This window comes from Pseudomonas sp. Irchel s3a18, from assembly GCF_900187535.1.
Taxonomy (GTDB): domain Bacteria; phylum Pseudomonadota; class Gammaproteobacteria; order Pseudomonadales; family Pseudomonadaceae; genus Aquipseudomonas.
In genome coordinates this window covers 146,587-161,412 of record NZ_FYDV01000001.1, presented here as the reverse complement: position 1 = coordinate 161,412, position 14,826 = coordinate 146,587, and the positions used below count along the sequence as shown (strand labels likewise).

Annotated in this window: 13 protein-coding genes and 1 pseudogene; 4 read left to right on the top strand and 10 right to left on the bottom strand. The window is 63.0% G+C overall.

Annotated features, from left to right (window positions below):
• Positions 1-111: 111 nt before the first annotated feature.
• Entirely contained in the window at positions 112-1,089 is a 978-nt protein-coding gene (locus CKW29_RS00595) for a site-specific integrase (RefSeq protein ID WP_095144151.1), read from the top strand.
• Between the two features lie 4 nt (positions 1,090-1,093).
• On the opposite strand, the gene CKW29_RS00590 is transcribed toward CKW29_RS00595, so the two are convergent.
• The 5 genes and pseudogenes from CKW29_RS00590 to CKW29_RS00570 all read right to left on the bottom strand — a co-directional run bounded on the left by CKW29_RS00590 (position 1,094) and on the right by CKW29_RS00570 (position 6,013).
• Complete coding sequence (locus CKW29_RS00590) at positions 1,094-1,801, bottom strand: phosphoribosyltransferase (protein ID WP_095144150.1); 708 nt, start codon at positions 1,799-1,801, stop codon at positions 1,094-1,096.
• 173 nt (positions 1,802-1,974) lie between these two features.
• Positions 1,975-3,585 carry a mechanosensitive ion channel family protein gene (locus CKW29_RS00585; RefSeq protein WP_095144149.1) on the bottom strand — a complete coding sequence of 537 codons (1,611 nt, stop codon included), beginning with the start codon at positions 3,583-3,585 and terminating at the stop codon, positions 1,975-1,977.
• A gap of 156 nt (positions 3,586-3,741) precedes the next feature.
• A pseudogene (locus CKW29_RS00580) lies at positions 3,742-3,849 on the bottom strand (LuxR C-terminal-related transcriptional regulator); the annotation flags it as partial.
• 41 nt (positions 3,850-3,890) lie between these two features.
• Positions 3,891-4,781: a universal stress protein gene (locus CKW29_RS00575; RefSeq protein ID WP_095144148.1), complete on the bottom strand. Its 891-nt coding sequence runs from the start codon at positions 4,779-4,781 to the stop codon at positions 3,891-3,893.
• Between the two features lie 299 nt (positions 4,782-5,080).
• A complete protein-coding gene (locus tag CKW29_RS00570) occupies positions 5,081-6,013 on the bottom strand; it encodes a helix-turn-helix domain-containing protein (protein ID WP_095147696.1) in 933 nt (310 codons plus the stop codon).
• A gap of 162 nt (positions 6,014-6,175) precedes the next feature.
• Here CKW29_RS00570 and CKW29_RS00565 point away from each other — a divergent pair, with 162 nt between their 5' ends.
• From CKW29_RS00565 to CKW29_RS00555, 3 genes are all read left to right on the top strand, one after another.
• Entirely contained in the window at positions 6,176-7,534 is a 1,359-nt protein-coding gene (locus CKW29_RS00565; RefSeq protein ID WP_095144146.1) for a glutamine synthetase family protein, read from the top strand.
• A gap of 148 nt (positions 7,535-7,682) precedes the next feature.
• Complete coding sequence (locus CKW29_RS00560; RefSeq protein ID WP_095144145.1) at positions 7,683-8,771, top strand: polyamine ABC transporter substrate-binding protein; 1,089 nt, start codon at positions 7,683-7,685, stop codon at positions 8,769-8,771.
• Entirely contained in the window at positions 8,768-10,081 is a 1,314-nt protein-coding gene (locus CKW29_RS00555) for an FAD-binding oxidoreductase (RefSeq protein WP_095147695.1), read from the top strand. The genes CKW29_RS00560 and CKW29_RS00555 overlap by 4 nt, the downstream gene beginning before the upstream one ends.
• Before the next feature lie 57 nt (positions 10,082-10,138).
• On the opposite strand, the gene CKW29_RS00550 is transcribed toward CKW29_RS00555, so the two are convergent.
• The 5 genes from CKW29_RS00550 to CKW29_RS00530 all read right to left on the bottom strand — a co-directional run bounded on the left by CKW29_RS00550 (position 10,139) and on the right by CKW29_RS00530 (position 14,795).
• Positions 10,139-11,638: an aldehyde dehydrogenase gene (locus CKW29_RS00550; protein ID WP_095147694.1), complete on the bottom strand. Its 1,500-nt coding sequence runs from the start codon at positions 11,636-11,638 to the stop codon at positions 10,139-10,141.
• Between the two features lie 33 nt (positions 11,639-11,671).
• Entirely contained in the window at positions 11,672-12,700 is a 1,029-nt protein-coding gene (locus tag CKW29_RS00545) for an aminoglycoside phosphotransferase family protein (protein WP_095147693.1), read from the bottom strand.
• Between the two features lie 5 nt (positions 12,701-12,705).
• On the bottom strand, positions 12,706-13,056 hold the full coding sequence (locus tag CKW29_RS00540; RefSeq protein WP_095144141.1) for a cupin domain-containing protein: 351 nt from the start codon (positions 13,054-13,056) through the stop codon (positions 12,706-12,708).
• 94 nt (positions 13,057-13,150) lie between these two features.
• Positions 13,151-13,519: a cupin domain-containing protein gene (locus CKW29_RS00535; protein WP_095147692.1), complete on the bottom strand. Its 369-nt coding sequence runs from the start codon at positions 13,517-13,519 to the stop codon at positions 13,151-13,153.
• Positions 13,512-14,795 (bottom strand): glycosyltransferase, encoded by a 1,284-nt coding sequence (locus CKW29_RS00530; RefSeq protein WP_095147691.1) that lies wholly within the window; start codon positions 14,793-14,795, stop codon positions 13,512-13,514. Before CKW29_RS00530 ends, CKW29_RS00535 begins: the two co-directional genes overlap by 8 nt.
• Positions 14,796-14,826 lie beyond the last annotated feature (31 nt).

The following is a 14,826-nucleotide window of genomic DNA, read 5'->3' as shown; positions in this document are numbered from 1 at the left end:
GCTACCCACATCAGATCCAAGCCTTTATTTTTTATGGAATTTTGATGTTTTCCGGATTTTGCGTTCTACTTCCATGGGCAAAAAACACCTTTGCCGTGTGGAGAGTTCGAGATGAACAAGGTAGACCGCTACCTGCAAGCCGGTACTCGGGAAAACACCCGGCGCAGCTACCGGGCGGCGGTGGAGCACTTCGAAGTGACCTGGGGCGGGTTCCTGCCGGCGACCGGCGACAGCATCGTGCGTTACCTGGCCGAATACGCCGATCAGCATGCCATCAGTACGCTGAAGCAGCGCCTGGCCGCCCTGGCGCAGTGGCATATCACCCAGGGGTTTCCCGACCCGACGAAGACGCCGGCGGTGCGGCAAATGATCAAGGGCATCCGGACCTTGCATCCGGCCCGGGAAAAGCAGGCGCCTCCCCTGCTCCTGCAGCATCTGGAGCAAGCGGTCAATTGGCTGGAGCACGAAGCGCAACAGGCCGCCGAGCGGCATGACCTGACGACCGTGCTACGCAATCGGCGCGATATCGCGCTGGTGTTGATCGGGTTCTGGCGCGGGTTTCGCGGCGATGAGCTGTCACGCCTGAGGGTCGAGCATGTCCAGGTCGAGCCAGGCTCCGGGATCACCTTTTACTTGCCCCACAGCAAAGGCGATCGCCAGCACCTGGGCACCACCTTTCGCACCCCGGCGCTGAAAAAACTCTGCCCGGTCGAGGCGTATTCGAACTGGATTACCGCCGCTGGCATGGCTTATGGGCCGGTGTTTCGCAAACTCGATCGTTGGGGCAACCTGGCCGAGGACGGGTTCAACACCAACAGCCTGATCCCCTTGCTGCGCCGGGTCTTTCAACGCACCGGCGTCCCCGCGCCGTTCTACACCAGCCACTCGTTGCGCAGGGGCTTCGCCACCTGGGCATCCGCCAATGGCTGGGATATCAAGGCGATCATGAACTATGTGGGCTGGAAGGACGTCAAGTCGGCCCTGCGTTATGTCGATCCCGCGGCATCCTTTGGCGAGCTGGCCTCCAACACCCTGAAGGAGGCGTCAGCACTCACCACCTACACGACCGGCACCCTGCCGGCAGGCTAGGCCCTCACGCATTGGCTTGCCCTTCAGGGCCTGCACCGCTCTCGGCCTCCCGTTGCCAGGCACGTTGCAGCAGATCGATCACCTCCTGATCCGACGTTTGCTCGAAGTTCTGGTACCAGTACCCGATCGACACCAGCCACTCGGGAATGATCGGGCACACTAGCTCGTTCACTTCGTCGCGCAATGCCTCCAGCGTGTCCAGCGGCGCCACCGGTACCGCCACCACCATGCGCGCTGGCCCGTGCCGGCGCACGGCCTGTATCGCGGCCATCATCGAGGCGCCGGTCGCCAGGCCGTCGTCCACCAGAATCACCACCTGATTCTTTAGTACGGGTGGCGCACGCTTCGCCCGGTAGGCCTGTTCACGACGCAGCAGCTCCCGGGTTTCCCGGGCGACCACCGCATCGAAGGTGCCTTGCTCGATACGGTTGGCCCGCAACGCATCCTGATTGACGATTTGAATGCCGCCACTGGCAATCGCGCCCATGGCGTACTCCTGGTGGGTGGGCACCCCCAGCTTGCGGACCAGCATCAGGTCCAGCCGGACCTTGAGGGCCGTGGCGATTTCATAGGCGACCGGCACCCCGCCCCGTGGCAAGGCCAGGACAATCACGTCGGATTGTTGTGCGTATCTGAGCAGCGGTTCCACCAGGCGCTGGCCGGCGGCGGCACGGTCACGCAAGATGGTTTGAACTGAGGGGCTATGAGTCATTTGAACACCTCCTGACGCAATCAAGCGCCCACGCTCATCCAGATTCCTCCTCTGAAGTGTGGTTTTCCATGGCTATTTATCAAGCCCTGCACACGGTGGGCGTGCGCAAACGCACCGCGACGTCTGCCCCCAGGCCCTTCCGCCGACGGGAAAGTGGCCCTGAATCAACACACTCAAGACGGGTCAGGGGTGTGCGCCGGCGCCTTGAACCACTGGTCACGAGGCACGCGTTTTTCCTCGGACGGGTCGCCCAGGTAATGGGGCGACATGATCTGCACGTCGTACTCGTTGAACACATCCTGGATGTTGGCGTGCAGTTCGCTCAGCAGCACGGCGCGCGGACGAGGCTGGCTGGGGATGGCCTGGGCCACCAGGCGGTACTCGGGGTAGAAATCCGACAGTGCGGTCTGGAACACCTGGGGCGCGGGAACCTCCAGTACACCGTTGGTGCGCCTGGCGGCTTCCAACAGCATGGCTTCCACCTGCCGCCAAGGGGTGTCGTAGCCGATGGTCACGGTGGTGTCGACCACGTAGCCGGGCCCCTGCACGGTGCGTGAGTAGTTCTTGGTCACGGTGTTGGTGATCATCGAGTTGGGGATGGTCAGCACCTCCCCCAGGCCGGTGCGGATCCGGGTGGTGAACATGCCCAGTTCGGTCACGGTGCCTTCATGGTCGCCGATGCGCACGAACTCGCCAGGGCGCAAGGTGCGGGTATAGGTCAGGATCAATCCGGCGGCGGCCTGCCCGATCACGCTGCTGGCGCCCAGGGAAATCATCAGGCCGAGCAACACCGACAGACCCTTGAACGCATCGGTGCCGGCGCCTGGCAGGTAGGGATAAGCCATCGCCAGGGCGAACAGCCAGATCGCCAGGGAGGTCAGGCGCATGGTCGGTTGCAGGGTTTCGTGGTTCAGCCAACTGAAGGTTCCTGGCGTTGCCATGCGCCGCCAGATCCGCTTGCTCAAACTGCTCGCGCCCCGGGCGATGAAGAAGATCGCCAGCGCCACGCCTAGCCCCGGGATCGCGCCGATGATGCCTTCGAACAGGTAGCGGGCCACGTCCAGCAGGTAGTTGTTCAGGCGCTCGCCCCAGGGACGGGTATAGGGAAAGCGTGAGAGCACGAACCCCAGCCATTCGTAGCTGAACAACAGCACCAGCGCCCAGCGCACCAGCCAGAACAGCCGACCGACCAAGGGGTACAGGTAGTTGGCGTCGATGATCTGCACGCGTCCCACTTTCAGGGCCGCGGTATGCCGTTGCATCAACTCGGGCAAGCGTTCGAGCAGCTTGCGACGCAGGTAAAACAGGCCCCAGAGCAGTGCGATATAGATACCGGTGGCAATGCCTACGGCGATCAAGGCCCTGAGTATCATGTCCAGGCTGCGGGCTTCCCGGGTCTCGGACACCACCTGGCGCAGATTCTGCGCCGCACTCTCGGCCGCTTGCTGCACCGAGGCGAACTGCAGTGTATCGACGTCCTTGGGCGCGACGATAAAGGCCCGTTTGTTGCCCAGCAGCACCAGGTAGCTGTTCTGGATCGTGTCGAGGCTGACATCCAGGTTCTCACCTTCGGCCAGCGCCTCGTTGATCACCACCCTCGCTCGGTTGACCCGTGCCCGGGGTGCCTCACCCAGCACGGTGGCGCGAAACACCATGATGCTGCGGTTGGCGACTTTCAGCTCCGCCGTCGGGTCCGTCGCCTGGGGTTCATCAGCCGCCCACAACGCCACCGACCAGAACACCCCCAACGCCGCGAGCAACATTGCCAGCGCCCTGCTCCCCATGTTCCAGCTCCTTACGCCACCGGTTCCAGGGCGACATCCATAATGATCGTTATCCGGGTCATCCCCATGGCCGGACATGCAGCGCAGCTTAGTTCAGCGCCGATGGCTTGTCAGATTCGCCAGCGAACTTTGCGAAGCAATCGAGCGTGTGACCGCTCAGTCCTGACGCAGCCACTCGATGAACTGTGCGAACAACTCCGACTGCGAGTTGATCCCAAGCTTGAGATAGAGATTCTTGCGGTGCATGCGCACGGTTTCCGCCGAGGAAGCGGCTCTTGATGCAGGATGTAAATCAGGCCTGTGCGTCAGACTGCCAGCACACTGCAGGATGCCTGATACAGCACGTGTTCGGTGGTGCTGCCGATCAGTTTCTCAAGGCCTGATGACTGGTTCCTGCCCATCACGATCACGTCGATCTGATGCTGGTGGGCGAACTCGGCCAGCACCCTGACCGGACCGCCCTTGATGAAATGGCGACGGTCCGGGGGCACGCCGAAGTGATCGGCGCTCCGTTGAAACGACCGCTCCAGATCCCGCCGCAACTGCAGTGTCAGCTCTCCCAGCATCAGCCCGCCTCCACCCGCGTCGCCCAGGAACTCCGCGCTGATGTCAGAGGCCGCGAGCAGGTGCAGTTCGGCATCGCACTGCAGTGCCAGGCGTTCAGCCTGCTGAATGATCCGCTCGTTGAGCTCGTTGCGCTGCGGCGAGTCGGTGGCGGTATCGATCGCTGCCACGATCTTGCGAGGCAAAGCATGCCCTTGCGCGCCCACCAGGTAGATCGGCACCGGACAGTGGCGCAACAAATGCCAATCGATCGGGGTGAAGAACGTGCGCTTGAGCACCGACTCGTGCTGCACTTGCTTGATCAGCAGGTCGGGTTGCCACTCGGTGACGTGATCCAGGATGTCCCGCTCGAGGTCGTCGGACCATGCGGTTTCGGCCGTCACCGCGATCCCGGTGTCGCGCAGTCGTTGCGCCTGGTCATGCAGCCAATCGTCCTGGTCCTTCAGATAAGCGGCTCGCGCCGTGGCCCGATCCCCCTCCTCGAGCAGGGCCAGAATGTGCAGTGACTTGACCAGCGCGACAATGTGCAAGATCGCGCCACTGGCCATGGCCAGGGCACCGGCATGCTGGATCGCCGGAGACTGGCGCAGGGTCGGGTTGATGATCAATAACAAGCGTTGATACTGGCCCATGGTCTGACTCCTGAGTGGCATATAGCAAGTATTGACCCAAGACTGAACCTCTGGCGCCTTTTTTCGTTGATCCCGATCAAGCGCATGCATCGTCGGTAGCCGGTACTGCCCGAACGGCTAGGCATGCAGCTGTCGGACGCCCTGGCGCAATGCGCTGGAACAACGCTATCAGTCTCACACACCCCCTTGTCTGCGGGGCGAGCAACCTAGGCAAGGAGCGAGAGAAGATAAATCAGACGTTTCTTTGTTGGTTGTAGGCAGGCTCTGTATTGAGTGCGTGAGCAGACAACCACCACCGGCTAACGCCGCACGCGTCCGGTCATCTGAGTGACACATGAGCGCTTCAAGGTGTCACTCGGCAACTCCTGGAACAACGCCCGATAGCTGCTGGAAAACCGCCCCAGGTGCCAGAACGACCAATGCATCGCCACTTCGGCCACGGTGGTCTGGCTGATGCTGCCCGCGAGCAGTTCGCGGCGGGCACTGTTGAGGCGGCGCAGGCGCAGCCATTGGGTCGGCGCCATACCGGTGTAGGTCTTGAAGGCGTGCTGCAACTGGCGCAATGAAACCCCGGCGACCTGGGCCAACTCCAGCAGGTTGAGGTGTTCTTCCGGGGTATCGGCGGCCCACTCGCCGACCCGCTTCATGATCGCCCGCTCCCCCGCCCGCCGCTGCAATGCCCCTTGGTCGAGGCGAACGCAGGCGTTGTCGAGGATAAACAGGCAGTCGTCCAGCAACTGCTGGGTCAAGGCCTCCCGGCTGGGTGGGTCGATAGTGTGCGAGAGCCGGGTCAGGGTCCCGCTGAGCCAGCGACTGAACAGCGCGTTCTGCTGGGAGTTGAGCGGGGACATGAACAAGCCTTCCAGGCGTTCGATGCCCAGGCCATGGCGCTGCACGAACTCCGGGCCGAACACCACGGCCACTTCCTGGTAGTTCTCCGGGGTGATCCAGATGTTGCGGCTTTCGCCATTGAGCACATACAGCGCGTTGTCGCTGCGGTCGAAGCAGAACGCCAGCGCCCCCGGGGGCGCGCTGAAGTTCTGCTCGACCCGGGTGTTCATGCATTCCTCGTAGATCTCCACCCCCTGCAGGTCCAGGTAGCGCACCAGGCCGGCGAAATGCCCCGGCGACATCTGCTGATAGTGCTGCACCCACCCCGGTGTGGCGCGTATCTGGTCGGCGACATCGGCGGTGTTGAAAGCCTGTACGTGCAAGGGCGTTGACGCTGTCATGGGGAGATCCGTGCGCACTCTTTTGGTGCGCTTTGCGACTGCTTAAAGTGGATAGATGGAACGGCAAGCGTCGCCCAAGATAGTCGTCAACGCGCTACAGGGGAAGCCTTCCCGCTCGGGAATGCCAACCCTGGCGCTGATAAAACCAACAATGAGGTCTTTATGAACGCCCCTTTCGATCAGCTTTTTACCTGGCTGAAAGATCACAAGATTACCGAAGTCGAGTGTGTCGTCAGCGACCTGACCGGCATTGCACGCGGCAAAATTGCACCCACCAACAAGTTCCTGCATGAGCGAGGCATGCGCCTGCCGGAAAGTGTGCTGTTGCAAACGGTAACCGGGGATTTTGTCGACGACGACATCTACTACGACCTGCTTGACCCGGCGGATATCGACATGGTCTGCAAGCCGGTTTCCGACGCCGTCTTCGTGGTGCCATGGGCGATCGAGCCAACTGCCATCGTGATCCACGACACCTTCGACAAGTTCGGCAACCCGATCGAACTGTCACCGCGCAACGTGCTGAAGAAAGTGCTGCAGCTGTATACCGACAAGGGCTGGAAGCCGATTGTCGCGCCGGAAATGGAGTTCTACCTGACGCAACGCTGTGAAGACCCGGACTTGCCGCTCAAGGCCCCGCTGGGCCGTTCGGGCCGCGCCGAAAGCGGTCGGCAGTCGTTCTCTATCGACGCGGCCAACGAATTCGACCCGCTGTTCGAAGATGTCTACGACTGGTGCGAACTCCAGGGCCTGGACCTCGACACGCTGATCCATGAAGACGGCCCGGCGCAGATGGAAATCAACTTCCGTCACGGCGACGCCCTGGACCTCGCCGACCAGATCACCGTGTTCAAGCGCACCCTGCGCGAAGCGGCGCTCAAGCACAACGTCACCGCCACGTTCATGGCCAAGCCCATTGGCGATGAACCGGGCAGCGCCATGCACCTGCACCAGAGCGTGGTGGACATTGCCACCGGCAAGCCGATCTTTGCCAATGACGACGGTGAGATGAGCGAACTGTTCCTGCACCACATCGGCGGCCTGCAAAAGTACATCCCCAAGCTGTTGCCAATGTTCGCGCCCAACGTCAACTCGTTCCGTCGCTTTTTGCCGGACACCTCGGCGCCGGTCAACGTGGAATGGGGCGTGGAAAACCGCACCGTCGGCCTGCGCGTGCCGACCTCGAGCCCCGACGCCATGCGCGTGGAAAACCGCTTGCCGGGCGCCGACGCCAACCCGTACCTGGCCATCGCCGCCAGCCTGCTGTGCGGTTACCTGGGCATGATCGAAGGCCTGCAGCCAAGCGCACCGGTCGAAGGCCGGGCCTACGAGCGCCGCAACCTGCGCCTGCCGATCACCATCGAGGATGCGCTGGCACACATGGAAGACTGCCCGGCCATCGAGCGCTACCTGGGGAGCAAGTTTGTGCGCGGCTACGTTGCGGTCAAGCGTGCCGAACATGAAAACTTCAAGCGGGTGATCAGCTCCTGGGAGCGCGAGTTCCTGCTGCTGAGCGTTTGATCCCTGAGGCGAATCGTTCCCACGCTCCTGCGTGGGAACGCAGCCCGGGACGCTTCGCGTCCCAGAAGCGGACGCAGAGCATCCGTTGAGGCATTACCACGCAAAGCGTGGATACGATCCGAAAACAATCATTCAAAGAGGTGTCGCAATGCGTCTATTGAAATCCGTCGCCCCCGCCGCGCTGGCGCTGTTATGCAGTGCGGTTGCACAGGCCCAGCCCACTGTCAGCGTGTACAACTGGACCGACTATATCGGTGAGACCACCCTCGCCGACTTCCAGGCGAAAACCGGTGTCAAGGTCGTCTATGACGTGTTCGACTCCAATGAAACCCTGGAAGGCAAGCTGCTCGCCGGCCGCACCGGCTACGACGTGGTGGTGCCTTCCAACCATTTCCTGGCCCGCCAGGTCAAGGCCGGGGCCTTCCTCAAACTGGACCGCGAACAGCTGCCCAACTGGAAAAACCTCGACCCCAAGCTGCTGACACTGCTGGAGAAGAACGACCCGGGTAACGCGCACTCGGTGCCGTACCTGTGGGGCACCAACGGCATCGGCTACAACGTCGACAAGATCAAGCAGGTACTGGGGGTCGATCACATCGACTCGTGGGCCGTGATGTTCGAACCCGAGAACCTGAAGAAACTCAGCCAGTGCGGCGTGTCGATGATGGACTCGCCCGATGAAGTGTACCCGGCGATCCTCAACTACATGGGCATGGACCCACGCAGCGAAAAAGCCGAAGACTACAAAAAGGCCGAAGCCAAGCTGCTGACCATTCGCCCCTACATCACCTACTTCCACTCCTCCAAATACGTGTCGGACCTGGCCAACGGCGATATCTGCATCGCCTTCGGCTATTCCGGGGACGTATTCCAGGCGGCGAACCGCGCCAAGGAAGCCAACAATGGCGTGAACATCGCCTACTCGATTCCCAAGGAAGGCAGCAACCTGTGGTTCGACCTGCTCGCAGTTCCCGCGGATGCCGGCCACCCGAAAGAGGCCTACGAGTTCATCAACTACCTGCTGGCCCCCGAAGTGATTGCCAAGGTCAGCGCCACCGTCGGTTACGCCAACCCGAACCCGGCCGCCAAGCCGTTCATGGACGCGGAACTGATCAACAACCCAGAGGTGTATCCGCCTCAGGCCGTGCTCGACAAACTCTACATCTCGACCACCTCGTCTCCGGAAATCATGCGTCTGATGACCCGTTCCTGGAGCAAAGTGAAGTCCAATAAATGAATCAGGCAACGTTGATCAATCCGGCGGCGGAACACGCCCGCTCCTACTACGCGGCCAGTGCGCACGGGATGCTGCAACGCCCGGCGCTGACCGCCGACTTTGACGCCGACGTGTGCGTGATCGGCGGTGGCTTTACCGGCGTCAACACCGCCATTGAGCTTGCCCAACGCGGGCTGTCGGTGATCCTGCTGGAAGGCCGGCGGATCGGCTGGGGGGCCAGCGGACGCAACGGTGGCCAGTTGATCCGCGGCATCGGCCATGACCTGTCCGGGTTTACCCGCTACGTCGGCGAGGACGGCGTGCGGTATCTGGAGCGCGCGGGCATCGAGTCGGTCCAGGTGGTTGCCGAGCGCGTTCGCCAACACGCGATCGATTGCGACCTGCGCTGGGGCTTCTGCGAGTTGGCCAATACCCCGGCGCAATTCGCCGCATTCGCGCAAGAGCAGCAGACCCTCAATGCCCAGGGCTACGCCCATGAAACCCGCCTGATCAGCCCCCAGGATATACGCCAGGTGGTGAACTCCGGGGTTTACGCGGGGGGCTTGGTGGACATGGGCTCGGGTCACCTGCACCCGCTCAATCTGGTGCTGGGCGAAGCGCGGGTGGCCGAGTCCCTGGGGGTGCGGATTTTCGAGCACAGCCCGGTGCTGGAGATTATCCACGGCAGTACCGTGACCCTGCGCTGCGCCAGCGGATCGGTGCGCGCCGGCCGTGTGGTGCTGGGCTGCAATGCCCACCTTGAGGAACTCGAGCCCAAGCTCAGTGGAAAAGTGCTGCCCGCCGGCAGCTACATCATCGCCACCGAGCCGTTGTCGGAACAGGCTGCCGCCGAGCTGATCCCGCAGAACATGGCGCTGTGCGACCAGAAAGTCGGCCTGGACTACTACCGATTGTCCGCCGATCGACGCCTGCTGTTCGGTGGCGCCTGCCATTACACAGGGCGCGATCCGGCGGACATTGCCGCGTACATGCGTCCACAAATGCTCAAGGTGTTCCCGCAACTGGCCAAGGTGCGCATCGACTATCAATGGGGCGGCCGGATCGGTATTTCCGCCAACCGCTTCCCCCAGGTCGGACGACTGCCCCAGCACCCGAACGTGTACTACGCCCAGGGCTATTCGGGGCATGGCCTGAACGTCACCCACTGGACCGCACGCCTGCTGGGCGAGGCCATCCACGCCGGACACAGCCAGGGCATGGATGTGTTCAGCGCGGTGCCCCACCTCACCTTCCCGGGCGGACGGGCCTTGCGCACACCGCTCCTGACTCTGGGCATGATGTGGTATCGCCTGCGGGAAATGCTCGGCTGACAACACCGGCACTGCCCACCTGCCCCCGGCGCTATCGTCGGGGGCAGGCATCATCCTTCAGCGGTAAAACACGTCATCCGCGTACGGGTACCACCAGTCCTGTACCTGGGGCTGGTGATCGATGATCACCATCTTCGAACGGCGAAACGCGTCCAGCCCCTGGCGCCCCAGTTCGCGCCCCAGCCCCGACATTTTCCAGCCCCCGAACGGCAGTGCGTCGTTGTCGATCAGCGGGTTGTTGACCCAGACCATGCCGGCCTCCAGGCGCTCGGCGGCCTCCATGGCTTCGGCCAGGTCCGTGGAGAACAAGGAGGCGCCCAAGCCAAAGGGGGAGTCGTTGGCCAGCCGCACCGCCTGGTCAAAGTCGCTGACCCGGCAGATCGCCGCCACCGGCCCGAAGCATTCCTCGTGGAAGATTGCCATGTCGGCCGTAACGCCGGTCAGGATGGTCGGTTCATAGAACCAGCCCACCGGCTGATCCGCCGGAATCCGCCCGCCACACACCAGGGTCGCGCCCTTGGCCTGCGCATCGTTGACCAGGCGCATGACCTTGTCCCGCGCCGCCTCGCTGACCATCGGCCCGATCTCCGAGCGCTCCAGGCCATGACCGATGCGCAGGGCCCGGGTGCGCTCGGCAAAGCGGGCGACAAAGGCGTCATGGATCTCGTCGACCACAAAAAAGCGCTCTGCGGAGGTGCAAATCTGACCGCTGAGGTGGAAGGCGGCCGTCACTGCCCCGACGGCGGCCACTTCCAGCGGTGCATGCCGGGAGATGATCATCGGGTCACTGCCGCCGGCCTCGATCACACAAGGCTTCATGCGCTCGGCACAGGCCACGGCCACCGCCTTGCCCGCCGCGACGCTGCCGGTGAACGCCACGCCGTGGGTCCCCGCCGACTGCACCAGGCATTGCGCGGTATGCGCATCCCCCGGCACGCAGGACACCAACCCCGGCAGCAATCCGCTGAAGTGCTCCATGAACTTCAAGGTACACAAGGTCGTGGTTTCCGCCGGCTTGACGATGCAGGCGTTACCCGCCGCCAGGGAGGCGGCGACGGTCCAGCACATCAACAGGATCGGGAAGTTGAACGGCATGATGTGCACGCTGACGCCCAACGGTTCGTAGCGCACATGCTGGAACGAGCCAATCTGGGTGGTGCCGGCGACCTTGCCGGCGTCATCCCGGGCCATTTCCGCGTAATAGCGAAAGATCGGCGCACAGTTGGCCAGCTCGCCCATGGCCTCGGGAAACGGCTTGCCCATTTCCAGGGTCATCAGGCGCGCCACTTCACGGTTGCGCGCGGTGGACTGCTCGAGGGTGTTGGCCAGTTGGTGCAAGCGAGCGGCGCGGCTTTTCGCATCGACCTTGCGCCACGCCTGTTGCGCCGCATTCGCGGCCTCGACAGCGGCCTGCACATCGGCCTCGTCGCACAGGGCGATCTGCCCGACGGGCTGCAAGGTCGCCGGGTCGAGAATCTCGCGCAGGCGCTGGCTCAGCGGCGTGAGGAAGTCGGGGGTGATGAAGCACAACGGGGTCTCGGTTTGAAACGTGCTCATGGGCAATCCTTGAACCAATCAATAGGGAGAACGTCAGGCAAGACGCTCGAGCAGTCCTGCGCGCCAGCCCGGCATCCGTTGATCAAGCAACCTGCGCAGCGGCTGCAACGCTTCGCTTTCCAGCGCCCGGGCAAACAAACCCAGGACGCGCGGCAAATGGGCCAGGTAATGGGGTTTGCCGTCGCGCACGGCCAGGCGCACAAAAATCCCCAGCACCTTGGCGTGGCGTTGTGCGGCCAGCAGGCGGTAGTCACTCAGAAAGCGCATGGCATCGATGTCGGCGCGACTGACCAGGTAGTGACTGAGCAGCGCCACGCGCAAGGCTTCGGGTACATCACGCCGGGCGTCTTCGAGCAATGACATCAGGTCATAGGCGCATGAGCCCGACAGGGCATCCTGGAAATCCAGCAAACCGCAGGCGGCGACACCGCTGCGGCCGTTGAGCAGCATCAGGTTGTCGACATGAAAATCGCGCAGCACCAGGGTTTCTCGGCGCAGGGCGACGTCCTGCAAGGCGTGGGCGAACAGCTGCATATAGGGTTCACGCAGGGCCTGGGCCGCCGCCTGGCCGATCAGCAGGGGCGCATACCAGTCGATGAACAGCCCGTACTCGTCACTCAAGCGGGCGGCATCGTAAGGTGCCAGTTGATCGCCACTGACCGCCTGAGCCCGGTGCAAGGCCAGCAGCGCATCGACCGCCAGCCGATACAAGGGCTCGTCCTGGTGCCCGGCCGCCAGCAAGCAGGTGTAAGTGTCCTGGCCAAAGTCTTCGATCAGTGCCAGGCCGGCCTCCTCGTCGACCTGCACCAGCGTCGGCGCGGACAGCCCCGACTGGCGCAGATAACGCGCCACTTGCACATAGGGCCCTACCGGCTCGCTGTCCGGGGGCGAGTCCATCAACAACAGGCCAGCCCCCATCAGCCGGAAATACCGGCGTCGGGACGCATCCGCCGGCAATGCTTGCAACGGCGCATTGGCGAACCCGGCCCGGGCCAGGAATTGCGCCCGGGCCTGGTCGCGCTCGACGTCGTGGACCCGCGGCAGTGCAAGGGCATCGCTCATGTCGCTCACCTGATCATGTAGACCTTTTTCACGGTCTCGTGGACGGTGCACACGCCTTTCCAGTCCTTGCGGAAAAAGGCAATGGTGTCGGGCTTGATCTCGATGACTTCGCCCGATTCGTGGACATAGGTGCAGCGGCCTTCCATGAAATGACAGAACTCGTCGCTCGTGACATGGCAAAACCATGTGCCCGGCGTGCAGATCCACAGGCCGCATTCGGACTGGCCTTCGGGGCCCTTGTGCAGCACCACGCCGGACACGCGGGACTCGCCCTCAAGCATGGTGGGGATCACGCCCCAGTCCTTTACCTCGGTGATCTTCAACGGGTCATACAGGAACGGGGTTGGTGTAGTCATTGCGTTCTCCTGAGGAAAAAAGGGTGCAAGCGCTAAGCCGCGAGCTCAAGGTCAGTACGATTCAGCTTGCCGCTTGCCGCTAAAAACTTGCCGCTCAAACAAGCATATAAACGTTGCGCAGGGTTTCCCGGACGTCGCATTCGCCCGTCCAGCCGGCCGGGAACAGCACCAGGGTGTTGGGGTAGACCTCGATCACTTCGCCGTCGTCGTTGCGGTAGGTGGCACGCCCGACCAGGAAATGGCACAGCTCGTCGCGCGGAATCGACAGCCGCCAGCGGCCCGGCGTGCATACCCACAGGCCGGTTTCCGGGCGGTTGTCCGGGCCTTTGAACAGCAGGCGCCCGCTGGAACGGGAAACCCCTTCCAGGGCGTCGCTCTGCACGCCCCAGTCCACCAGGTCGGTGCGGCGGCTCACGTCTTCGAGGTACGGCGTGAACCCCGCCGTGGTGTTCGCATCACTCATCGTTCAATACCTTGTCGAGAATCTTCGCCGCGTCTTCCGGGCCCTTGCGCGCTTGCATCTGGGCGCTGGTGCGCTGCAGGCGCTGGCGCATCGCCGGGTCGCTGAGGCAGGCGGCCAGTTTCCCGGCCAGTTGCGCCGGGTCCCAGTCATAGCGGTCGAGCTTGAAGCCGTGGCCGCTTTCTTCGGCGCGCATGGCGTTGTCGTGGCCGTCCCAGACGTAGGACATGACAATCGCCGGTTTGCCGAAGTACAGGCACTCGGTGAAGCTGTTGTTGCCGCCGTGGTGAATCACCACGTCGACCTGGGCGATCACCGAGGGCTGGGGGAACCAGTTGGCGATCTGCACGTTGTCTGGCAGGTCGTGGTATTCGTCCAGGTGCTCGCCGACATTGACCAGGGCCCGATAGGGCAGCTCGCCGAGTGCACTGATCAGGCGTTTGAGCAGCTCGACGTCACCCGAGCCCAGGCTGCCGAAACTGGCGTAGATCAGGGGTTTGTCAGGGTGGGCGCGGAACGCCGGGATCTGGTACGCGGTGTCGCTGCGCACGCATCCCTGCAAGTAGTGAAATTGCTCTGCTGGCAGTGGATGCCGGCGCTCGAACTTGACCGCGTCCGGGTACAGCAACAGGTTCATGTAGGGCGACGCTTCAAAGAACATCCCCAGCGGATACGGTGCCTCGCCATGGTCCTTGAGGAACTGGTTGAAGTCCTGGTGAATCGGCCCGACCACCGCGTCGAAGCGCTGGCGAAATCGGGCATGACCGGCCTTGTCGTCGACGCTCATGCCCGACAGGTGCGGCGGGATGTCCGGGTCGTCGATCTCGTTCTCCGAGCAGGAGATGATCCGCACCCACGGCTTGCCGTATTGCTTGATCGCCGGGAACAGAATCACATTGTCGACGCAGATCAGGTCCGGCTTGACCCGGTCCAGCACCGCCGGCAGGTCCTTTTGCGCCCACTTGGCGGTTTCGACGATGGCGGCCCAGCACTCCTTCACGTAGTTGTCGATCTGCTCCAGGGGCGTCTTGCGAAAATTCGGAATGTGACCGTTGATGAAGTCGACCCAGTAACGGGCCATGTCCTCGGCGGGCATCGGCGCCGACATGTTCACCGGGTATTCCTCGAACCCATAACCGGCATACACCCCGCTCATGCCAGGGTCGGTCAGGAACACCGCCTTGTGCCCCAGGGCTTCGCACGCCTGCGCTATACCGACGGAGTTCAGGGCCGGGCCGTAGGCGGCCTCCGGAAAGAAGGCGATCACTTTCTGTTTCATCGAGAGCTACTCCTGCCTGGTCTTGTTATTG